General features: G+C 31.6%; 23 protein-coding genes. 17 read left to right on the top strand and 6 right to left on the bottom strand.

Features of this window, described 5'->3' with window-relative positions; all coding sequences use genetic code 11:
• Nucleotide 1 precedes the first annotated feature (1 nt).
• The 4 genes from spoVAC to ACWJJ2_RS05515 are packed head-to-tail and all read left to right on the top strand — an operon-like array spanning nt 2 to nt 2,086.
• Nucleotides 2-481 (top strand): stage V sporulation protein AC, encoded by a 480-nt coding sequence (spoVAC, locus tag ACWJJ2_RS05530; protein ID WP_216304557.1) that lies wholly within the window; start codon nt 2-4, stop codon nt 479-481.
• Nucleotides 482-1,483, top strand: coding sequence for a stage V sporulation protein AD (gene spoVAD / locus ACWJJ2_RS05525; protein WP_216304556.1), 1,002 nt, complete (start codon nt 482-484; stop codon nt 1,481-1,483).
• A gap of 21 nt (nt 1,484-1,504) precedes the next feature.
• Complete coding sequence (spoVAE, locus tag ACWJJ2_RS05520) at nt 1,505-1,858, top strand: stage V sporulation protein AE (RefSeq protein ID WP_462953953.1); 354 nt, start codon at nt 1,505-1,507, stop codon at nt 1,856-1,858.
• A gap of 27 nt (nt 1,859-1,885) precedes the next feature.
• Nucleotides 1,886-2,086 carry a DUF1657 domain-containing protein gene (locus tag ACWJJ2_RS05515; protein ID WP_165414803.1) on the top strand — a complete coding sequence of 67 codons (201 nt, stop codon included), beginning with the start codon at nt 1,886-1,888 and terminating at the stop codon, nt 2,084-2,086.
• 502 nt (nt 2,087-2,588) lie between these two features.
• Here the strand turns inward: ACWJJ2_RS05515 and glpT are convergent.
• The 4 genes from glpT to ACWJJ2_RS05495 form a co-directional block, all read right to left on the bottom strand.
• On the bottom strand, nt 2,589-3,935 hold the full coding sequence (gene glpT, locus ACWJJ2_RS05510) for a glycerol-3-phosphate transporter (RefSeq protein ID WP_216304554.1): 1,347 nt from the start codon (nt 3,933-3,935) through the stop codon (nt 2,589-2,591).
• Nucleotides 3,936-4,058: 123 nt separating this feature from the next.
• Nucleotides 4,059-4,424: a DUF1667 domain-containing protein gene (locus tag ACWJJ2_RS05505; protein ID WP_220287838.1), complete on the bottom strand. Its 366-nt coding sequence runs from the start codon at nt 4,422-4,424 to the stop codon at nt 4,059-4,061.
• 6 nt (nt 4,425-4,430) lie between these two features.
• The gene (locus tag ACWJJ2_RS05500) at nt 4,431-5,690 is read right to left on the bottom strand and encodes an NAD(P)/FAD-dependent oxidoreductase (protein ID WP_304518689.1); all 1,260 of its coding nucleotides are present in this window, start codon (nt 5,688-5,690) and stop codon (nt 4,431-4,433) included.
• A gap of 15 nt (nt 5,691-5,705) precedes the next feature.
• Nucleotides 5,706-7,145 (bottom strand): NAD(P)/FAD-dependent oxidoreductase, encoded by a 1,440-nt coding sequence (locus ACWJJ2_RS05495; RefSeq protein ID WP_258280700.1) that lies wholly within the window; start codon nt 7,143-7,145, stop codon nt 5,706-5,708.
• A 392-nt stretch (nt 7,146-7,537) separates the two neighbouring features.
• Here ACWJJ2_RS05495 and glpQ point away from each other — a divergent pair, with 392 nt between their 5' ends.
• The 8 genes from glpQ to ACWJJ2_RS05455 all read left to right on the top strand — a co-directional run bounded on the left by glpQ (nt 7,538) and on the right by ACWJJ2_RS05455 (nt 16,079).
• Nucleotides 7,538-8,632, top strand: a complete 1,095-nt coding sequence (gene glpQ / locus ACWJJ2_RS05490) for a glycerophosphodiester phosphodiesterase (protein ID WP_165414443.1) — start codon at nt 7,538-7,540, stop codon at nt 8,630-8,632.
• Nucleotides 8,633-8,819: 187 nt separating this feature from the next.
• Entirely contained in the window at nt 8,820-9,587 is a 768-nt protein-coding gene (locus ACWJJ2_RS05485) for a formate/nitrite transporter family protein (RefSeq protein ID WP_216304374.1), read from the top strand.
• A gap of 158 nt (nt 9,588-9,745) precedes the next feature.
• Complete coding sequence (locus ACWJJ2_RS05480) at nt 9,746-10,432, top strand: Crp/Fnr family transcriptional regulator (protein WP_165414445.1); 687 nt, start codon at nt 9,746-9,748, stop codon at nt 10,430-10,432.
• 148 nt (nt 10,433-10,580) lie between these two features.
• A complete protein-coding gene (gene asrA, locus ACWJJ2_RS05475) occupies nt 10,581-11,588 on the top strand; it encodes an anaerobic sulfite reductase subunit AsrA (RefSeq protein WP_216304376.1) in 1,008 nt (335 codons plus the stop codon).
• The gene (gene asrB, locus ACWJJ2_RS05470; protein ID WP_165414447.1) at nt 11,589-12,380 is read left to right on the top strand and encodes an anaerobic sulfite reductase subunit AsrB; all 792 of its coding nucleotides are present in this window, start codon (nt 11,589-11,591) and stop codon (nt 12,378-12,380) included. It abuts the gene before it with no gap.
• A 13-nt stretch (nt 12,381-12,393) separates the two neighbouring features.
• Entirely contained in the window at nt 12,394-13,341 is a 948-nt protein-coding gene (gene asrC, locus ACWJJ2_RS05465; RefSeq protein ID WP_216304377.1) for a sulfite reductase subunit C, read from the top strand.
• A gap of 282 nt (nt 13,342-13,623) precedes the next feature.
• Nucleotides 13,624-14,409, top strand: coding sequence for an ABC transporter ATP-binding protein (locus tag ACWJJ2_RS05460; RefSeq protein WP_216304379.1), 786 nt, complete (start codon nt 13,624-13,626; stop codon nt 14,407-14,409).
• Between the two features lie 2 nt (nt 14,410-14,411).
• Nucleotides 14,412-16,079, top strand: a complete 1,668-nt coding sequence (locus tag ACWJJ2_RS05455; RefSeq protein ID WP_462953952.1) for a hypothetical protein — start codon at nt 14,412-14,414, stop codon at nt 16,077-16,079.
• Between the two features lie 119 nt (nt 16,080-16,198).
• Here the strand turns inward: ACWJJ2_RS05455 and ACWJJ2_RS05450 are convergent, their stop codons facing one another.
• Complete coding sequence (locus ACWJJ2_RS05450) at nt 16,199-16,489, bottom strand: DUF503 domain-containing protein (protein ID WP_220286898.1); 291 nt, start codon at nt 16,487-16,489, stop codon at nt 16,199-16,201.
• A 222-nt stretch (nt 16,490-16,711) separates the two neighbouring features.
• Between ACWJJ2_RS05450 and ACWJJ2_RS05445 the strand changes: the two genes are divergently transcribed.
• The 4 genes from ACWJJ2_RS05445 (at nt 16,712) to ACWJJ2_RS05430 (ending at nt 19,610) form a co-directional block, all read left to right on the top strand.
• Nucleotides 16,712-16,903: a hypothetical protein gene (locus ACWJJ2_RS05445; protein WP_462953951.1), complete on the top strand. Its 192-nt coding sequence runs from the start codon at nt 16,712-16,714 to the stop codon at nt 16,901-16,903.
• 76 nt (nt 16,904-16,979) lie between these two features.
• The gene (locus ACWJJ2_RS05440; RefSeq protein ID WP_216304383.1) at nt 16,980-17,171 is read left to right on the top strand and encodes a hypothetical protein; all 192 of its coding nucleotides are present in this window, start codon (nt 16,980-16,982) and stop codon (nt 17,169-17,171) included.
• A gap of 218 nt (nt 17,172-17,389) precedes the next feature.
• Nucleotides 17,390-18,718 (top strand): MATE family efflux transporter, encoded by a 1,329-nt coding sequence (locus ACWJJ2_RS05435; protein WP_216304384.1) that lies wholly within the window; start codon nt 17,390-17,392, stop codon nt 18,716-18,718.
• A gap of 73 nt (nt 18,719-18,791) precedes the next feature.
• The gene (locus ACWJJ2_RS05430) at nt 18,792-19,610 is read left to right on the top strand and encodes a MerR family transcriptional regulator (protein ID WP_216304385.1); all 819 of its coding nucleotides are present in this window, start codon (nt 18,792-18,794) and stop codon (nt 19,608-19,610) included.
• Between the two features lie 37 nt (nt 19,611-19,647).
• On the opposite strand, the gene ACWJJ2_RS05425 is transcribed toward ACWJJ2_RS05430, so the two are convergent.
• A complete protein-coding gene (locus ACWJJ2_RS05425) occupies nt 19,648-21,585 on the bottom strand; it encodes a Cache 3/Cache 2 fusion domain-containing protein (RefSeq protein ID WP_462953950.1) in 1,938 nt (645 codons plus the stop codon).
• Between the two features lie 574 nt (nt 21,586-22,159).
• Between ACWJJ2_RS05425 and brnQ the strand changes: the two genes are divergently transcribed.
• The gene (gene brnQ / locus ACWJJ2_RS05420) at nt 22,160-23,455 is read left to right on the top strand and encodes a branched-chain amino acid transport system II carrier protein (protein WP_216304388.1); all 1,296 of its coding nucleotides are present in this window, start codon (nt 22,160-22,162) and stop codon (nt 23,453-23,455) included.
• Nucleotides 23,456-23,483: the final 28 nt, after the last annotated feature.

The raw sequence follows: 23,483 nt of genomic DNA, 5'->3' as shown, positions 1-23,483 counted from the left end.
AATGTCTAATATGAAAAAGAAAAAACTAACGCCAACTCAACTGCAATATGGTGAAGTGGTGAAAAGCATAGAACCTAAAAGACCTATTTTTAAAAATTGTATTAAAGCATTCCTTGTAGGTGGTATCATATGCACCATTGGTCAATGCTTACAGGTGTTCTTTATCACCTACTTTAATTTTAGTGAAAAAACAGCAGTTAGTCCGACTTCAGTAGTTTTAATCTTTGTTTCAGCGTTACTTACTGGACTTGGGATTTACGACCGCATTGGCCAATGGGCTGGAGCTGGATCTGCTGTTCCAATTACAGGTTTTGCTAATTCGATAGCTTCTGCTGCAATTGAGCATAGAAGCGAAGGATATGTACTTGGAGTCGCTGGAAATATGTTTAGGCTTGCTGGAGCAATCATTGTTTATGGAGTTTTTTCTGCTTTTGTGGTTGCTACGATAAAAATCACAATAAAATGGTTGGGAGTGATGTAGATGCTTAAAGGACATCAATCATGGATTTTCAATTCTAAACCTACAATATTAGGTTCTGCGGCAGTTGGTGGTCCTTTTGAAGGTAATGGGGCCTTAGCTGATGACTTTGATATAATTCATGAAGATTTATGGATTGGACAGGATAGTTATGAAAAGGCGGAAAGAGTTCTTCTTGAACATGCTTGTGAAAGAGCGATAAAGAAATCAAGTATAAAAAAAGAAGATATAAATTTTTTTATAAGTGGAGACTTGATGAATCAGATTACTTCCAGTAGTTTTACTGCGCGAACATTAGGGATACCTTTTTTAGGAGTTTTTGGCGCTTGTTCTAGTTCCATGGAAGGGTTAGCCATGGCCGCTCAATTGATAGAAAGTAAGTCAGCTAAATATGTTATAGCATCTGCAAGTAGCCATAATGCGGCTGCAGAAAAACAATATAGATATCCTACAGAGTATGGTGGACAAAAACCACCTACTGCTCAATGGACAGTAACGGGGGCTGGAGCTGCGGTGCTTGGCAAAGAAGGATTTGGACCTAAGATTACTTCGACTACAATAGGAAGAGTAATAGATATGGGAATTTCAGATCCATTTAACATGGGGGCAGCTATGGCACCCGCGGCTGTAGATACAATTGAAGCACACTTTAGAGATTTAAATGTTGATGCCTCCTATTATGACCTTATTGCTACTGGTGATTTAGGCAAGGTAGGGCATAAACTCGCTATTAGTTTATTAAAAAGCCATGGTATAGAAATGCCATCAGATATATTTACAGACTGTGGACTTTTAATATATAAAAAGGACCAACCAGTTTTTTCTGGAGGTAGTGGCTGTGGCTGTTCTGCTACTGTAACTTATGGGCATTTTCTTAACCGTATGCGAAGAGGGGAATTAAAGAGAATATTAATAGTTGCAACTGGTGCTCTAATGTCTCCAATATCCTATCAACAAAAGGAAAGCATACCTTGCATTGCTCATGCAGTTTCTATTGAAATGTAAAAAAGAGGTGTGAGTTTATTTATGGAAAAATTTATTTATGCATTTGTAATAGGCGGTCTAATTTGCGTTATTGGCCAACTTATAATGGATATTTTAAAGATTACGCCTGCACATACTACGTGTACACTAGTTGTAATTGGAGCAATTTTAGGAGGACTAGGTTTATATAATCCTTTAGTAAAACTTGCCGGTGCAGGGGCATTTGTACCTATAAGCAGCTTTGGAAATACTCTAGTAACAGGGGCTCTAATTGATGCTGAAAAAACAGGATTTATAGGGATATTTACTGGCATTTTCAAGACAGGAAGTTCGGGGATTTCTGCTGCGATAGTTTTTGGATTTATTGGCGCTATACTATTTAAACCCAAAGGTTAAATACATATTTGAAGGGAGGTGAAAACTATGACTGTAGGAACTCAAATGCAACAAGCAATTGCAGGAATGCAAAGCGCTTCTGCTACAATGAAGACTTTTTCTCTAGAAACAGAGGATCAACAAGCAAAAAATGATTTTACACAAATCGCAGAGCAACTTGATTCTGCAATGGACATTTTAAAGGGAAGACAGAAATATATTCAAAAACAAGAGCCTCAATATAAATAGTGTTAATTCTTATATTTACAATATAAAAAGAAGTTCTGAACTCAGATTTTGTATTGAAATTAACCGAATGGTGAAAACATAAAAACTTTAAATTAAATATATTTAGTTTTAGATATTTTTATGCATAAAATAGCAGTGACTGTTAATATAATTATAAAGAACATATCTACATCCTTAAGGATATTTGTTCCTCATTTAGTCCTCCACATTATTATAAGAAAAGTTATTATCTATAGAGATAATAACTTTTCGTCTTTTATTAAATAAATTTTACTTTCATACCCTTATGGAAAATTGCCTATTTCGACATGAGTATGGTATTCGCATTTTGTTAATGCAAGATTACATAACAAAAGACTGCATTTAATTTAACTGATGTCAGTTTAATCAAATGCAGTCTTAATTGCATAATACAAGAAATAAATTAAATCAATAGTTTTTTTATGTAAGATTTAATTTTATTTGCTATTGCTCAAATGTTTATAGCCAAGCAATATTAATTTTAAACCGCCGTAATATCTTCAGATTCTGGTTTTGACCTATCATGTACGTTCCAAGTAAGAGATAGAAATACAATAGCAAGTACAGCAGAAATCATAAGAAGCATGAATCCCCCATCCCAGTTGTATTTATCTACAATCATTCCTAGTACAATTTCAGCTGCAACTTGCCCACCAAGATATCCAAAGAGTCCTGTAAATCCAGCAGCAGTTCCAGCGGCTTTTTTAGGAACTAGATCTAAGGCACTTACTCCAATAAGCATAACCGGTCCATATATTAAGGCACCTATTAAAGCTAAGGTAATATTTATTGCTAAAATACTTGAAGATTGCCAATAAACGAACACACCAACCGTAACACCTACCATGCAAGCTACGCCTACTGGTGCACGACGACCATGGAATATTTTATCACTGATCCATCCGATGAGTATAGTGCCAGGAATTGCGGCATATTCAAATAAAGAAAATGCAAGCGCTGATTCTTTAATATTAAAACCCTTTACTTCTTGTAAGTATAATGGAGCCCAATTAATGACACCATATCGTACTAAATATACAAACACATTTGCAAGAGCAATAAACCATATATATTTATTATTGAGTACATATTTAAATAGTATTTCTTTTCCAGTCATTTCTTTTTCTCTATTTTCTACTTTTACAGCAGGGTAATCATTTTTATATTCTTCTATAGGAGGAAGTCCTACAGATTGAGGTGTATCTTTTGCAAAAACCATATACAAAGTTCCAATTACGATTGCAATAATACCTGGCAAATAGAAAATTCCTTTCCAGCCTCCGAACATATGAACACCAATAAGAGCAATGGTAGCTATAAATCCACCACCAACATTATGTGCGGTATTCCAAATAGACATTTTAACTCCACGTTCTTTATCAGAAAACCAGTGGGTCATGATTCTTCCACATGGTGGCCAACCCATACCTTGAACCCAACCATTCACAAGCATCAACATAAACATTATTGTAAGACTTGAGGTAATTGGGAAAAATAAATTTGTAATACCAGACAAAATTAAACCAATACCTAAAAAATACCTCGCATTGGATCGATCTGATACGTTACCCATAACAAATTTACTGACACCATAAGCCATTCCTAGCGCAGATGCAACAAAACCAAGTTGTGTTTTTGTAAAGCCCTCTTGAATGAGATACATCTTAGCTAATGAAAAGTTACTTCTAACAAAGTAATAACCCATATAACCAATATATATACTTATAAATACTTGTAAACGATATTTTTTGTAAGCTGGGTCAATTTTTTCTTTTGGTAATCTCTCGATAGGTGCAGCAGGTTTTAAAAAATTAAATAAATTCCACACGTTTTCATCATCCTTTCGTTTTTAATTTTATTAATAATCGGTTACTTGAATTTTATAGAAACACGGTATTACATTTATTAATACCGTGAATTTCCTCCATCTAACTGCCTTGAGTTAATACCACTATGCAGCTCCAATATCCTTAGTTGCTATAATATTTACGCCTGTGTCAAGTACGTTTTCTAGAACCACATCACCTATAGAAATAGGAGCTTTTACTATAACATTTTTTAATGCTCTTACGCAGTCATAAATCAGATCCTTTGGAATATCTCTCTCAGTTTTAACAGGAAGTATCTCATTTTCCCCACCTGAAACTAAAACAGAGGATGTAACGACTCTTGTTGGATTAGTGCATTCTTTCTTGCCGTAGGTTTCTCCAATCTTACAGGTATTTCCTTTAACGCTAATAACTTCTTTGCCCTCAAGCGCTACCACAAGAGCACAACCTATTGGACAGCCTATGCATGTTAATTCCCTTGTACTCATAGTTAACTACTCCTTTTCTACCTTTATGGTAATCTTTTTACAGTTACTATATTTATCAAAAACTGCTTTAGTTAATTTAACGCTTTCCATTTCGCCTGGTGTAAGAATCTTTTTCTTTAAATGCATTTCGCGCACATCATCAAAATAAACAGATATATAAGCAGATTTATGTACCTCACCAACCCTAAATCTAACATCTATTATGTTATCGATATTTTCAGGATTGATAGTACTTGGTACTGTATACCTAACTCCGTCTGTCGCGAAGATCTCAATACTCTTTCCGGCATGGTAAATTCCTTTTATGTAATCAGAAGCATTTCTACCAGCAGTGTAGCTTTCAGTGGTTACATTATCTACTAAATCATGAACGTGAAGCACATTGCCACAGGTAAATATTCCAGAAATGCTCGTCTGCATGCTTTCATCTACCTCAGGACCCCCAGTAACTCTGGAAAGTTTAACATTAGCTTTTCTAGAAAGTTCATTTTCGGGTAGAAGGCCAACAGATAAAAGTAATGTATCACAAGCAATGTATTCCTCAGTTCCCTTAATTGGTTTTCTATGGTCATCAACTTGAGCTATAGTAACTCCGCAAAGTCTATCATGCCCATGTATATTTGTTATAGTGTGGCTTAATTTTAAAGGAATATTAAAATCGTCTAAGCATTGTACAATATTTCTCTTAAGTCCACTTGAATGAGGCATTAGTTCTACACAAGCCTTTACATTTGCACCTTCGAGAGTCATTCGTCTTGCCATTATAAGTCCGATATCTCCAGAACCAAGTATTACTACTTCTTTTCCTGGCATTAGACCCTCAACATTAACATATTTTTGAGCTGTTCCAGCTGTATAAATACCTGCGCATCTTGCACCTGGTATGTTTAAAGCTCCTCTTGGTCTTTCTCTGCATCCCATTGCAAGTATAACTGCTTTTGCCTGGAGCTCCAATATACCATCTTCTGTATTTACAGCAGTAACTTGTTTACTATCATTTACATCTAGAACCATGGTATTTAGTTTATACTCGATATTAAGTGCAATAACCTTGTCAATAAACCGTTGTGAATACTCAGGACCAGTAAGTTCTTCTTTAAAGGTGTGAAGACCAAAACCATTATGAATACATTGATTGAGAATACCACCTAATTGATTATCTCTTTCTATAATTAAAATGCTGTTTATCCCTTGATCCTTTGCAGAAACTGCAGCTGCAAGGCCTGCTGGACCTCCACCAATTATGATTAAATCATATTCTTGCATATATATTCCTCCAATTTATAAAGATTGTTTATTTTTGCCAGTGAGCAGTATAGAATTTTCGCCTGATTTTGTGATGGCGCATCGTGGTATATTAAGTTCTCTTGAAAGAATATCTACAACTTTTGTTGCACAAAAGCCCGATTGGCATCTCCCCATTCCAGCTCTTGTCCTTCTTTTAACTCCATCAAGTGTTTTTGCTCCAAGAGGTCTTCTTATAGAGTCTATAATTTCACCTTCTGTTACAGTTTCACACCTACAAACAATTGTTCCATATTCAGGTATTTCCTTGATTATTTTTTTTCGCTCATCGTTTGACATTTCTCTAAATTTTCTTGTACCTTTTCGTATAGGGTTGAATTTTACATTTTCCTGCGGTGCTAATTTTTCTGTTACTATATCAGCTACCATTGCAGCAATACTTGGAGCACTAGTTAAACCTGGAGAATCAATTGCTGCTACATTAATAAAGTTCTTAGCGTCTTCTGCTTCCCCAATTATAAAATCATTTCCCTCGCATTTTGATCTATTCCCTGCAAAAGAAGTTATAACCATATTCATAGGAAGTGGCATTTGGATACTTAATTGAGCATTTAAAACGATATCATCGATGCCTTCGCGAGTTGTACTAAGATCAGCTTTGTTATCTTGATCTACAGCATTAGGTCCAATTAGAAGGTTACCATCAACAGTAGGGGTAACTAAAACTCCTTTTCCAAGTTTAGTTGGAAGTTGAAAAATAGTTTTTGTAACTAAATCTCCGCAAGCTTTATCAAATAAGACATATTCTCCTAGCTTGGGAAGTATTTTAAATTTATTATTGCTTACCATATTATTAATTTCATCCGAAAATAAACCGGCTGCATTTATTACTACTTTTGTTTCAATGTCGCCTTTATTAGTTTTTATAACGTAACAACTTTGTTTTTTTTCTATATTAAGGACCTCAGTTCCAAATTCAAATTCCACGCCATTGGTGTATGCGTTTTCAGCCATAGCAATAGTCATTTCATATGGGCAAACAATTCCTCCTGTTGGAGCATATAAGGCACCGACACAGCTCAATGTTACATTAGGTTCCATTTCTCTAACTTGATCTCCATCAAGAATAGCTAAATTAGGTACTCCATTTTTTTCGCCTTGTTCTAGTAATTCTTTAAGATCATTCATGTGTTTCTCGTCGAAGCACAGAACCAATGATCCATTCCTCTTAAATGGGAAATCTAATTCCTTTGCAAGCTTTGTATACATTTCATTACCTTTTGCGTTTAATTTCCCCTTAATAGTACTTGGATTAGCATCATACCCTGCATGTACTATTGCACTATTTGCTTTTGTTGTACCAGAAGCAACATCACTAGATTTTTCAATAACACATGTTTTTAAATTATATTTAGATAGTTCTCTTGATACTGAGCATCCAACAATACCAGCGCCAATAATAGTTACGTCAAACATTATCTTACCTCCTAAATGCGAATAAAAAGAGAACCTTAATTAATAGGTATGAAATACCCATACATTAAGGCTCTCTTTTCTCCGCCCTTAATTATTTAATGTTATATTACCATAATAACCAAATTAATGCAAAGCAAAATAATGGATGATGTAGCGAATTCAGTTGTTCTTCCCTCATAAATATTCGTCGAGTAACTTGTTTTTACATTTATGTAAAATACGCTGTTAATTTAAAGTTAGTGATAAAATATGAAAATGCTAGAAAAATTTTCTGTTTTTTTCTTGAATTCTTCGTTTAGTTTAGTTATAATCAATTTGGTAGCTAACAGAAAACGTTATCACATCTACAAGATTTGAAAACGTATAACTAGATTATACAAGGGGGATATAACATGAAGAACGAAAAAAAACTAATTGCTCTAGCATGTACACTTACCATAACAGCAGGATTATTCGCAGGATGTAGACAGAAGTCTAAACAGTCTCCTCCAGTAGCAAGTAATACCACAACTGTTTCAACAAAAAATAAAAGCAATAAAATAGTGATTGGACATAGGGGTGCTTCTGGATATTTACCTGAACATACTTTAGAGTCCTATGCTTTAGCTTATGGACTAGGGGCAGATTACATAGAGAGTGATGTTTGTTTATCTAAAGATGGTGTTCCAGTAATAATGCATGATAATATGTTAGATACGACAACAGATGTAGCAAAGCGTTACCCAAATAGAAAACGAAGCGATGGACATTACTATGTAATTGATTTCACGCTAGGAGAAATTAAAACACTTAACGTGCACGAACGTACAAAAGAAGGGTCTAAGGATCCTGTTTTCCCTGATAGATTTCCTTTAAATAGTGCTCATTTTGAAGTTCCAACATTAGAAGAAATGATACAACTTGTACAAGGGCTGAATAAAAGTACAGGTCAAGAAAAAGGAATTTACCCTGAATTAAAAGAGCCTAAATTTCATACAGATAATGGACAAGATATTGGATCTGTGGTATTAAAAGTTCTTAGAAAATATGGATATGATACGCCTGAATCAAAAATTTATTTACAATGTTTTGATCCAACTTACTTAAGAAAAGTTAGGACAGAAATGGGCGCAAAAATGAAAATGGTCCAGCTAATTGGTGAAGAAGCAGATTGTCCAGGGGCAAATTATAAAAAAATGATGTCGGATGAAGGACTAGCAAAAGTAGCTGAATATGCAAATGGTATTGGACCTTGGTACCAACAAATAATAGATGAAAATGGGAAGAACGATAAAGAACCAGTTATTAATCCTAATTTAGTAAAAGATGCACATAAACATAATCTTGTTGTTCATCCATATACATTTAGAAAAGATGAAATCCCTAAATATGTAACTAGTGTAGAAGAGTTAATGCAAAAATTCTACTTTGAAGCTGATGTAGATGGTTTATTTACTGATTTTCCTGATTTTGGAATAAAAATATTAGAAAAAGGACCTAAAAAATAATTTTATATTAAAATGAGAGCACATAAGGATTGATTACCTTAAGTGCTCTTTTTTATTAATAACTAACGTCCTGGAAGTTAGATCGTTGGTAAAAAATAATTTTAGAAAATATGTGATATTAGTCACATATTTTCTTTTTCTGTAATGATATAATGTGGGTATCTTTTATAGAAGGAAGTGGTATGTCTTGTTTAGTGAAGAAATTAACAAAGTTTCAATATCGGCGGTAAAAAAATCTGAACTTTTAAAGAAAAGTAAAATGAGGTACCTCACTGCAGCGGCCCTAGCTGGTGCTTATGTGGGATTTGGAATTTTATTGATATTTACTATTGGAGGATCATTTGCAGCGGCTGAGTCACCGGCAACGAAAACTATTATGGGAGCTTCCTTTGGGATTGCCTTAAGTCTTGTAATAATGGCGGGCTCCGAACTTTTTACAGGAAATAACATGATTATGACCATAGGGTCTCTAGAAAAGAAAGTTCCTTTACTTGATTCAATAAATATTTGGATATACAGTTTTATAGGAAACTTTATAGGGTCAGCAGTGCTAGCAGCAATATTTGTAGGTTCTGGGCTTGCAAAGGGTAGCACAGCAACTTTTATTTTAAAAACATCACAAGGGAAAATGGCAACGCCAAGCATAGAATTATTTTTAAAAGGGTTACTTTGTAATATGTTAGTCTGTTTAGCCGTATGGTGTGCTATTAAATTAAAGGAAGAAACGGCTAAACTTATAATGATTTTTTGGTGCCTATTTGCATTTATAACTATAGGGTTCGAACATAGTGTTGCGAATATGACTTTGCTTACAACGGCACTAATGATTCCTCACACCGCAGCGATTTCTATAGGAGGATTAGCGCACAACTTAATTTGGGTTACCCTAGGAAACTTTGTAGGTGGAGCTGTATTTATTGGAGCAGCATATTGGTACGTAGCAAAAGAGAAATAAAACAATAAAAATATATATTATTAAAGCTAGGATTAATAAAGGTAAGTAATGTATAATTTCTTTTTTTGTTTTATTTTAAAATTTATTGCTATATAATAAGAATATTAGTATTTTTATTATAATGAGATTATAAAATGAAATCATAAGGAGAAGTTAATATGACACAAATATCGCTTAGGCAATTAAAAGACCTTCCTTTATTTAAATGTGTTGAGGATAAAACTTTGGATTTAATAAGAGAGAGTGTTGTAGTAAAAAAATTGAAAAAATCACAAATGTTATTTGCTGAAAGAGAAATCACAAATAATATATATATAGTGCTAGAGGGAAAGGTAACTATGTACAGAGTATCGGAAAAGGGTCAAAAGAGGGTTATCTATATCCTAAACAAAGGTGAGATTATAAACGAGGTCAATTTTGACAATTTTACGACATCTATTAATTGTGAAGGGTTTGAAGATAGTGAAATTATAAGTATATCAAAAGTAGACTTATTAAATATTATGAAACAGGATTTTAAGCTTACAGAGATTATATTAAACTCTATGAGTAAAAAAATAAGAAGAGTGTATAGACAAATTAAGAACACAGTTCCTACTAAAATGGACAAAAGGGTAGCCGCAAAGCTTTGGAAGCTATCTAAAGATTATGGTGTAGAAACAGAAGATGGCGTTTTAATAGATATTAAAATAAACATAACTTATTTAGCAGATATGTTAGGTAGCTCTCGCGAAACTATTTCAAGGGCAGTAAAAGAGCTTGAAAACATGGATATGGTTAGAATAAAATATAGAAAATTCATAGTTAATAGAGAAAAGTTAAGCAAATACTTTAAAGGTGTGTGATGAAAATCACATACTTTTTTTATGATTTAAAATACAATATGCATAGTTAGTTATAAATTTAATTTTTATAGGAACTAACTAATGAAGTTAATTAATTAACAATATTTAGCGAATAGGTAAAATTTATTATAATGGAAGGTGTGCATTTATGGGCTTTAAGTTGAAAATAGAGAAGTTTGATGAGTATCTTGAAACATTGCGACATGAATATAAGGTGTATGCACCAGTAGTGCTCAAGGGAAAAGGAACTTTTGCGGATACAGATACTGTTAGGTATAGGGAAATAAAGAGTATAAGGGAAGTAGAGTTTGATTTAAAATCTAGTTTTTCTCCTAAAGAAATAACATTGCCAATTACTCAAACATTATTTTACTTTACTGAAAATGATTGCGTAGAGCCAAAATGCGATGAGAAGAAAATATTAATATTCTTAAGAAGTTGTGATATTCATGCTATAAAGAGATTAGATGAAATTTACCTTAAAAATGGAAATGAAGATTATTATTATAAGGTTTTAAGAGATAAAATTAAATTTGTACTTATGGGTTGTAGTGAAAGTTTTGAAAATTGTTTTTGCGCAAGTATGGGATCGAATATGATAGAAGATTATGATATGTACACTAAAATTCAAGATGATGAGGTCTTTGTGAATTGTAAATCCGAGGAACTGATGAAGTACTTTAACATAGATAAACCTAGTAACGTCGTGGTAGAGCCTGAATTTGTTTTGACTAATGAAGTAAAGGTTAATATACCTGAAAACTTAGATCAAAGAATTTTTAAATCAAAGATGTGGGATGAATATTCTTCAAGATGCATTGCTTGTGGCAGGTGTAATTTTGTCTGCGGTACTTGTTCTTGTTTTACTACGCAGGACATTTTCTATAAAGAAAATAAAAACGTGGGAGAAAGAAGGCGTGTTTGGGCATCTTGTCATGTAGACGGATACAGTGATATGGCAGGCGGACATGGATTTAGACAGGATAAAAAAGACAGAATGAGATTCAAAATTATGCACAAGGTATATGATTTTAAAAAGAGAGCCGGATATCATATGTGTATAGGTTGTGGTAGATGTGATGATATATGCCCTGAATATATATCTTTTTCAAATTGTGTAAACAAATTAAATAAAGCAATGGATGAGGTGGAATAAATGAAAAATATATACATGCCTTTTAAATCTAAGATACTTAATATAAGTAAGCATACAGAAACGGATTATACATTTAGAATGGAGTTCGAAGGTGTTGTAAAGCCGGGTCAATTTTTTGAAGTATCCATACCAAAATTTGGAGAATCACCTATATCCGTTAGTGAGATAGGTGAGGGTTATGTAGATTTTACAATTAGACGTGTCGGCACTGTTACGGATGTAATTCATAGCTTTTTTGTAGGAGGAACCTTGTTTTTAAGAGGGCCTTATGGTAATGGATTTGATGTTAACCTTTATAAAAATAAAGAAGTTATTGTAGCTGCTGGGGGAACTGGACTGGCACCAGTAAAAGGGATAGTAGATTATTTTGCTAAAAATCCAAAGGAATGTACGGGCTTTAATTTAATGGCAGGTTTTAAGTCGCCTAGTGACATCTTATTTAAAGAAAATTTCAAAGTTTGGGAAAAGAGTATCAGTGTAACGTTAACTGTAGACAGTGCTGATGACGGCTACACTGGAACTGTAGGACTCATAACAAAATATATTGCAGATATTCAAGTTCTGAATATGGATGAAGTACAGGTTATTGTAGTAGGACCACCAATGATGCTTAAGTTTACAGTAGCTGGATTTATAAAAAAAGGAGTAAAAGAAAAAAATATATGGGTATCTTATGAGCGAAAAATGTGTTGTGGAGTTGGGAAATGTGGGCACTGCAAAATTGATGATACATATATATGTTTAGATGGGCCTGTTTTTAACTATTTAGATGCAGTTCATCTAGTAGATTAAGGGGGAGAATTTAATGGATATAAATACCAAGTTGATGAAGAAAAATGCATACAGAATAACTAAAAAAAGAGGTAAAACAGCTATAAGAATAAGGGTGCCTGGTGGCCATATAGAAGCCAAACATTTAGAAGTTTTGCAAAGGGTAGCAGAAACTTACGGAGATGGAAATATTCATATAACTATAAGACAGGGTTTTGAAATACCTAATATTGATATAGATAAAATACCAGAAGTTAATAAGATGATTCAATCAGTTATAGAAGGCCTTGATATAAATCAGATTTCAGAAAATACAGGATACTTGTCTGCAGGTACTAGAAATGTGTCAGCCTGTATAGGGGCAAATGTCTGTCCTTTTGCAAATTACAATACTACAGATTTTGCAAAAAAGATTGAAAAGGAAATATTTCCCAATGACTATCATGTGAAAGTAGCTTTAACAGGTTGTCCTAATGATTGTATAAAGGCTAGAATACAAGATTTTGGGATCATAGGAATGACAGAGCCCCAATATGAATCTTATAGATGCATCAGTTGTAAATCTTGCGTAACTAACTGTAAAAAAAGAGTTACTGGTGCACTTAAAATGGAGAACTTTAAAGTAGTACGCAACCAAGACAAGTGTATTGGATGTGGAGAATGCATAGGTAAATGCCCGACTAGTTGCTGGAGCAGAAGTTATGAGAAATATTATAAACTTGTGATAATGGGTAGGACTGGCAAGAAAAATCCTAGGCTGGCTCAAGATTTTATAACTTGGGTGGACGAGGAAAATATAATCAAAATAATAAAAAACACATATTCATATATCGATAAGTATATTGATGGAAATGCTCCAGGAGGAAAAGAACACATTGGGTATATTGTTGATAGAACAGGATATCCAGTGTTTAAGGAATGGGTTTTAAAAGACGTAACTTTAGGGGAGAAAGCAGAGGTTAAGGAATATATTAACTGGTAATAATAAAAAGTATGTAGTAATTGTTCGGTGAGTGACATAACAGGTGAGTAACCATTAACATTAGAAAGCACCTTGTGAAATCAAGATTATTTATAAGAGTTGGCATCAGCTTAGGCTGGTGCTATTTTTTTTAGGTGGAAATCTTATTTTAAAGAGATTTATATAAATTAGAATTAAAATGTTTACATACAAGTAACAAGTGAAAACTTGTTGAAATTACCCAATTAAGCAGTATAATAAATTACATAAACAGATAAAAAATACATCCAAGGGGAGGGTACGATGGGAAATTTAGAAAGTATAATATCAATTAAAGATTTACAAATGAGCTATGGGAGTAAAAAGGTGCTTAACGGAATAAATTTAGAAATTCCTAGAGGTCAAATAATCGGATATATAGGGACTAATGGCGCTGGTAAAAGTACAACTATAAAGATAATGCTTGGGATATTAGAAGGATACTCGGGAAAAGTAGAAATATTAGGACAAGATATAAGTAATGGAAGCATAGAGTATAAAAAGAAAATAGGGTATGTACCAGAGCTTGCAGATATATATGAAAACTTAACTGCTTATGAGTATATAAGCTTTTTAGGCGGAATATATGGATTAGAAGAAAAAAAGCTTATCGAGAGAGTAACGAAGCTAATGGGCTTATTTGGAATTGAGGATGCTATAGATTCTAGAATATCCTCATATTCAAAAGGTATGAAGCAAAAGTTAATTATAATCTGTAGTTTAATTCATAATCCCGATATTTTATTTTTTGATGAGCCTTTAGGGGGACTAGATGCTAATAGTGTAATGGTGTTTAAAGAGGTTATGAAGAGTCTTGCAAAGAGCGGAAAAACCATATTTTACTCTTCACATATAATGGATGTTGTAGAGAAGGTAAGTGATAGAATATTACTTTTAAATGAGGGACAGATAGTTGCTGATGGAAGTTTTGAAGAGCTTAAGAATAATAAGAAGGAAGGAACACTTGAAGAAATATTCAATCAGCTAACAGGATTTAATGAGCATGCAGAGGTTGCTAAAGAATTTGTTTCTTTGGTTTGCGAGGTGTAATTATGAAGAATTTCACAGTACTCGCGATATTGGATAAATTTCAATCTTTATATGAAAAATTAGGCGTTAACTATAAGACTATGAGAATGATTCTTCAGATAAAATTAACCACAGATGGTCGTAGAGTAAGTACTGTTATGGGGAATAATAAAAAGAGAGATGAAAGTAAGGACAAGAATAATTATCTATCATTATTGATGTTCAATTCAGTTATGAGCATTTTTATTGGATTAATAATAATGACGGGTGGTATGTCATCTATGCAATCTGCGAATGTTGTAATAGGTATAAATCTATTTATGATGATTTCACTTATGATATCTGATTTTTCAGCAGTATTACTAGATGTAAAAGAGAAAAATATATTACTACCTAAGCCAATCGATAGTAAAACATTTAATGCAGCAAAGACTACTCATATATGTATATATTTAATAGGTTTATCACTATCATTAAATTTGATTCCACTAGTTATTGGCAGCGTAAAATATGGAGCTTTATTTTCTGTGATATTTTTTATAGACAATATACTTGTAGTGTTCTTAGTTATAGCTTTAACATCTTTACTATATACTTTAGTTTTGAATTTTTTTGATGGAGAAAAATTAAAGGATATAATAAACTATTTTCAAATATTATTAGCGTTTGTATTTGCTTTTGGATACCAACTAGTTGCAAGAGTCTTTGATGCTACCAATATGAACAGTGAATATATGCCCAAATTGTGGCATGCATTACTTCCATCTATGTGGCTTGCATCTCCATTTGGTATACTAATAGATGGGAATAAACAACCTTTTCTAATATTTTTATTTGCACTCGCAATAGCAGGACCGATTATGTTAATGACGCTTTATATTAAAAGCGTAGTGCCTTATTTTGAAAAGAACCTTCAAAAATTAAATGATAGAGGGGGAGCCGTAAGCCGCAAAAGTGAAACTAGAAAAGAATTTATAGCAGGACTTGTTTGCAAGGACAAGATTGAAAAGGGTATGTTTAAATTTACTCAAAATATGATAGCTACAGAGAGAAACTTGAAGCTTAAGGTGTATCCAACGCTTGCAATGGCAGTATTTATGCCAGTGCTATTTATGTTTATGGGTAACGGACAAGATAAATCATTCATGGCTAATATTAAAACAGGATATGGTGGGAAAATTCATTTGTTAATGTATATAACTATATTCTTGCTTTGCTTTTGTACAGCGTTTATAAATAATAGTGATAATTATAAGGGGGCATTTATATACAAGGTATTGCCAATAGAAAATCCAGGAGTAATATTAAAAGGGGCAGTAAAAGGAACTATATTCAAACTAATACTACCACTCTATATATTAGAATCTATAGTGTTCACAATTTTTAAAGGACCGTCAATAATTTTAGACTTAATAGTAATGTTTCTAGTTCTTTTAATATTATTATTGGTGTATTTTAAAGCATCAAATAAGGCAATGCCCTTTAGTGTAAAGTTTGCTACATCGGATAGTGGTAAGCTTATAAAGCCATCAGTAATTACAATTATGCTGCTTTTAGTATTTGCTGGAATCCATGTAGCTATTAGAAATAATATGATATATATTGGTGTTTATGCGGTCGCGCTTTTGATATTTAATGTAATTCTTTGGAAAACTAGTTTTAATGTCAACTGGAAGGATATAGAAATGTAAGGGAAAAGATTTTTACCCACATACAAAAAACACTTGCATAACATATTCAACAACTCTTCACATTGAATATGTTATGCAGTTTTTTTTCAACAAGACTAATTATAGCATCAATAGAAAGTCTACATACCTTGGATATCCTCTTTCTGAATATCAATTATTTCTGCATCAGTATTAGATTCTATAAAAGTTATAATATGCTCCATTGTAGAATCTAGCTGAGATGAAGTTCCACATATTCCTACGATACCGATAACTATTGTTTGATGAATATCCTGCTCAGCTACTTCTGCTACTGATATATTAAACTTGTTTTTTAGTTTTTGAACTATGCTTTTTACAACCATTCTTTTTTCTTTTAATGAATGCGACCATGATGCCCTTAGGGTAACTGTCATAAATAAAATTTTCATTTATTCTTCACCGCCAATTTTACTATAAATATAGTATGTGTAAAAAAACTATTTATACTTATTGCTGAAACATATTTACTTATAACTGATTTTTATATATGACTCATACTTAATAACCTATTAAAATAGAGTTCATTAGTTTCCTGTTATACTTTATAACAAAATGGTTAAACTATATAGTGTAATATATAGTTTAATTTCAGTATTGGAAGGGAGATACTAATGAATAAAAATAAGTTAGGAAAAGCAAAAAAATCAATTAATCAATTAGATGCTAATAAAGGAATTAGTGGCGTTTCAAATACTGAGATGTCTATTATGTATAACATATCTAATATGACTAGTGACATTACTGATGTTACTTTAGAAGAAAAAATAAAATCAAGTGATAGTTCTACACAATCAAGGCATTAGCGTTTATCAAATGACTCTCCAGTAGATAAAATTCAGGGTTATTTTCTATCACATCAAAATAGAAGGAGGTTTAAGAATGAATAGCTTTCAGCAAAAAATTGGAGATGTAATGGAATCAATAGAGGAATCAAATTCTTTTAAATGTGAAACAAGAAGGGATTTTAAAAAAGTAGCAAAAGCTTTAGTTGAAACAGGTGGAACTATACCAGACTTTAAAAAGTATGATTTAGCTTCAAAACATTGGAAGAGTGCTGAAAAATTTATTTAAACACGTTTTTCTAAAAGGGATAGAGCATAATAAATTAGACATTTTAATGTTATTTCTGTAGTATTCAAAAAAATAAAAAATAGAGTCGCGGATAAAAATTTATCTGTTGGCTCTATTTTTTAGTAATACTTTTGCTTATTTAGAAAGAAGTTGACTCTATAGTAACAATACAGTTTATAATAAGAAAGTGTGAAAATAATGAAAAAAGGTGGATATATATGACAAAGAGATTTTTGAAATATGCTATTCCATCAGCACTTGCTATGTTTATTTCATCTTTATATACAGTTGTTGATGGAATGTTCGTAGGACAAGGTGTTGGTGATTCAGCATTAGCAGCAGTTAACATAGTGCTACCATTTACAGTTATGTTATTTGGATTAGCTTCTATGTTTGCAATAGGTGGAGGAGCTCTAGTCTCTAAAAATTTTGGAGCAAGTAATACTGAAAAGGCAGTAAATATATTTAGACAAGTATTTAAATTTCTGCTAATAATTAGTGTTGTAATAAGTGTAATTGGTGTTATATTTACAGAACCAATAGTAAAGTTATTAGGAGCAACAGAGAGGCTACAGGGTTTATCAGTAGAATATTTAAGGTTTTATGCACTGTTTTGTATTCCTAATTTAACGGGAATAGTTCTTAGTAGTTTTGTTAGGAACGATGGAAGACCAAAACTTGCAATGGTTTCTACAATAAGTGGTGCAATAACTAATGTAATATTAGATTATATATTTATATTTCAACTTGGTTTTGGAATAAAAGGAGCAGCTATAGCTACAGGCCTTGGTCAAATAGTTACGGTATGTATGCTATTACCTCACTTCTTAAAAGGAGAAGGTCAATTAACTTTTGGGAATGTAAAGATTAGTAAGGAACTTATTAAAGAGTTTTCACTTATAGGATTCCCATCATTCTTTGCACAAGCAAGTTATTCAATAATTGTGTTATTGCATAATATAGCTTTAGCAAAATATGTAGGTGAGGTAGGAATTTCTGCATATAGTATAATAAATTATTTAACTACAAATATATATATGGTTCTTTATGGAATAACACTTGGAGTACAACCACTTTTAAGTTACAGCTATGGAAGAAAAGATGTTGAGAAATTGATAGGATTCTTTAAAATAACATGCGTAGCATCAATTTTAATAAGTGCTTTTTTTGTTATAACAAGTTTTATCTTTGGACAGAAGGTTATAGGAATATTCACAACAGATCCATACATAGCGCAGTTAGCATATAAGGCCCTTCGAATAGCAAGTTTTAGCTATTTTGTAGTAGGAATAAATTTAAATACCCTTGTGTATTATCAAGCTATAGAAAAACCAAAGTATGCAAATATAAGTTGTGTATGTAGATCAGTTATTTTCTTGCCAATATGCTTAACTTTATTTGGAAGTATGTTTGGGATAAATGGAATATGGGTAAGTGCGATGGTATCCGAAAGTTTAACATTTATAACTATAAAACTAATTGCAAACATAAAAACTTCTACACAAGCGGTTTTAACCGATTTAAATGTGGAACTTAAAGGAAAATAATAGTTTGAAGATGCATTAAAAATAAAAAATAGCATCATTATTTGGAAATATTAAATACAAATGAGGTGAGAATATGGGGACAAACTTTTCAATAGGAGAAATGTCAAAGTTACAAAATATATCAGTTCAGACATTACGATATTATGATAAAATTGGATTACTAAAACCTTCATATATAGACGAGAAGAGCAGATACAGATATTATTCTGCAAAACACTTTGTAATACTTAATTCAATAAAACAATGTAAGGCTATGGGCTTATCTTTAGATGAAATAAAGGAATTAATAGAAAATTATACTTCATTTGATTCCATACTTAATATAATAAGTAAGCAAAAGGAAATGATAGATACCAAAATAAAAGATTTAAACGCAGTAAAAAATAATATTAGTTTTCTTGAGAAGCGTATAAAAAATTCTTTAAAAGAAGGGATTAATGATGTTTTTATTAAATATAACAAGGAAAGAAAATTCAAAAAATATAATAATACAAAGAGATATACAGAAGAATTTGAAATAAATCTAAGTGAAATATTAGTATCGATGGAGCAGAAGTATAGTAGTTCAATTAAAGAACTTGCTTTTGCTGTATCATATGAAGATATAAAAAAATATAATGAACTAATATATAATAATATGCTAATTAATGGTTTCGAGTGTGTTACAAATGATGATAATTTAATAACTTTGCCAAAGGGGGAATATATAACATTAAATTTTGATGATGATTATAATGATACTAGCAAGTATTATAAAAGTCTTATTGAGTATATAGATAGAAATAATATTGAGGTAAGCGGAGATTTTTATGAAATATACATAATGACTAGAGTTGGGAATGATGGCGAGGAAAGATCTTTAGGACAAATTCAAATATTAAAGAAAAAGTAAAGGGTATAATAAAAAAGCTGCATTCAATGCAGCTTTTTTATTTATATATATCGGAAAATTCAATTTGAATTTTTTCACTGTTTGTTTGATTCATTAAACCTATTTTTGAATTCGGATTATCGTTACCGTCAACTATATTAACAGGCAAGCTTATTGTAAATTCTGTACCTTCTTGATACTTACTTTGTACATTAATTATACCACCATGCATTTCAACTAAAGATTTAACTAGAGCAAGTCCTATACCACTACCTTCATGTGCTCTACTTAGTATAGGGTCCACTTGCTTAAACCTTTCAAAAATTTGTGATAACTTATCTTCTGGAATTCCTATGCCATTATCCTTTACAGAAAGTATAATGTGACTATCTTTATCGTAAACGCAAACTTCGATTTTATCTCCAGGCCTAGTAAATTTAGTTGCATTAGAAATTAAATTAAGTAAAATTCTCTCCATCTTTTCTTCATCGAAAGCCATAATTTTTTCTTCTATATCCGTATCAAAAATAATTATTCTTGACATGCCTTGCACATACGGAATAGTTGACAGGGTTATTTCCTCAACAACTTGTATTATATTTTGATTCTTTAAATTTAACTCCATAAATTTAGAATCGATTTTACTAATATCAATTATATTATTTACGAGTCGTAACAGTCTATAACAATTTTGTTTTATATAATTTGTATATTCGTTTAACTTGTCCATGTTATTTGAAGTTATATCTTTGCTTATATATACAGAAAATAATTGTGCTGTAGAAAAAATTATATTTAACGGTGTCTTTAATTCATGAGACATATTGGCAATAAATTCAGTTTTTAATTTATCATATTGTACTAATTCTTCTATCAAATGTTTATTTTCAGTTATCATATTATTAAAACTATCGGATAATACCCCTATTTCATCTTTGTTTTTTATGTCCGAATGTACTGTTAAATCGCCTGAGCCCGCAATCTCCATATATGACTTTAATTTATTAATGGGTTTAACCAAATTGTTAGCCATAAACACAGCTATAATCCCACCTAATAAAATCATTAATAACCCACTTAATAATGTGGTATTCAAAATTGATTTACTTGACGATGCTAAGTCATCATAGTTAGCTGTGGTAACAATATACCAATCCCAAGGTTCGAAATACATAGAGTAAGCTAATTTATGCACACCTTTATATGTGTATTCAATTAATCCATCTCTTTTTGAAATTATTTTTTTACTTGATTCATAGTTGCTTAGATTCTTTCCCTTATCAGTAGGATGGACAATCGCTTTTCCATTAGAATCCATTATGTATACATAACCTGTTTTTCCAATTTTAAAGTTATTTAATGTTTTTTCTAAATAATCATTAAGTAACGTATTCCCTACAGCTATCGCTCCTACAACCTTTTTATCTTTATTAAGTAATGGTTTGATTCTTGACAAATAACTTTCATTTTCAGATAAATTTACGCCCCAATACTCTTGATTATTAATTATTGTATTGTAAATATCTGAGCCAGCAGGGTAGTATGTTCCTTCAAGTCTTTGGTTGCCTTTAATACGGGTTGTAGATACCCTTATTAATTTATTATTACTTAATAAAAATATAGAAGCTGTGCTACCTATAGATTTATGTATATCATCAACAATATTAGTGTCTAATGATAGCTTATGTGTTCCAGCATATAAAACTGGTAAATAATAATCCCCTACTTTTATACTTTGGGTATTATCTACGTTTATATTACCAAAACTACATAATAATTTCTCAGCAGAATCTAAATTACTATAAGACTTTTCTATAATGGAATCATTTCTTACACTTATTGTAGTATTAATTAATTCTGTTACAGTTTGACTTTTTTCTTTAACTTCTTTAAATACTGCATCCTTTGATATTTTACCAATTAAAATACCTAAAAAACTTGATGTAAGTATAATTAATATTAGGTAACTAATAATTATTTTAATTTTAATACTCATACATTAAATCACTTCTCCTTAGATGATAAAAGAACATATTCAAATAATGATACACTTGACTAATGTAAATTTTCAAGTTTTTACTTTTAATTTATTAGATTCTACAATCTATCATGCTGTAAGGTTTACAGTAACTAATACTAGGTGTAAAAAAATGTTGTTACTTCACAATTTATAACAATTATGGACTAATTTTAGCATTTAAAGGCTTGTTTGTAAATAAAAAAATATGCGCAGTTATGGTAATGGCCTAGGGGAATTGCAACAGCAAAAAAATGTATTGATTGCATCGCAGTGATACGGAAGTTAGCTCATTGGTATACTTTTCATAGTTGTTATTATTCACGCATTGTTATACAATGCTATTATTCAAATAATTTAATAAGGAGATTTTCTCATGAATTCAGATTTTGAAAACGGTAAAATAGGAAAACTATTGTTCAACCTAGCATTACCATGCATTATGGCTCAATTAGAAATTAAAAAGATAAGGTAAGCCTTATTCTTAAAATAATAGTATGGATTTAATTATTTTTTAAAATTACATAAATTCATCATCTGGAGGTATACACAAATGAAAACTTCAACAAAACATTCCTTGGTTATAGGGTTTGCACTATTTGCAATGTTTTTCGGTGCAGGAAACCTAATTTTTCCACCATACTTAGGGAAAGCGGTAGGAAGCAAGTTTATTATAGCTATTATAGGGTTCCTCCTTACAGGAGTTGGTCTTCCTCTAATTGGAATAATTGCCTGTGCTAAAATTAATGGTTCTTTCGATAAAATGGCAAATAGAGTAGGTTCAAAATTTGCAATAATAACAGGTGTAGCTTTAATTCTTGTTATAGGACCTTTATTTGCAGTTCCAAGAACAGCCGCAACGACTTTCGAACTTGGAATACAGCCTTTATTCCCATTTATGGGGCAAAACATAACTATTATATTGTATTTTGCAATAACACTTGCATTCGTGCTTAAACCTTCTTCAATAATTGATAATATAGGTAAAATACTTACACCAGCACTTTTATTAATGCTCGCTATAATTATATTTAAAGGGATAATATTTCCTATTGGACCAATTGTAAATACATATTACCAAGGTGCATTTTCAAAATCTTTATTAGAAGGTTATCAAACGATGGACGGTATGGGCTCTGTTATATTGGCATCAATAATTCTTTCAGCTGTTAGAGCAAAGGGTTATGAAAATCCAAAGGATATAATGAAGATGACTATAAAGGCATCTATGGTGGCTGTAGTGGGTTTAGCCTTTGTATATTCTGGACTTATGTATCTTGGATCTCAAACATCTACTTTGTTCTCTGAAGATATAGCTAGAACTAATCTAGTTACACAAATTGTAAAACTAGACTTAGGCAGTATTGGTAGCGTTATTCTTAGTTTATCTGTGAGTCTTGCATGCTTAACAACTTCTATAGGATTACTTTCAAGTGGAGCAAAATACTTTACTGAACTCTCAAATGGTAAAGTATCATACACGACTAATGCTATTTCTATGGCGTTAGTAAGTGGAGTAATAGCTACAAAAGGCGTTGATAGTATAGTTATATTGGCAGTTCCAATTTTACAAATTTTATATCCAATTGTAATTATTCTAATAGCTATTACCTTTCTTGGTGATAAAGTGAAAAATGATAAGATTGTTGCTATAACTGTATACACGGCTTTAATAATAACTATTTTAGATACAGTAAATGGTTTATTTGGGAATAACATCGCATTTATTAAATTTATTCCTCTAGCAAGTGCAGGATTCTCATGGCTTGTACCTTCTTTACTAGCTTTTGTAATTTCAAACATTTTAATAAAATCGAAAGAAGATGCTACTTCAATTGTTGAAATGTGAGAATGTTTCAGCGATATAAATAATTAAT

This window comes from Clostridium sp. CM039, assembly GCF_055081075.1.
Note: the sequence above shows the minus strand (reverse complement) of the source record. Positions and strands in the feature narration are given on the sequence as shown.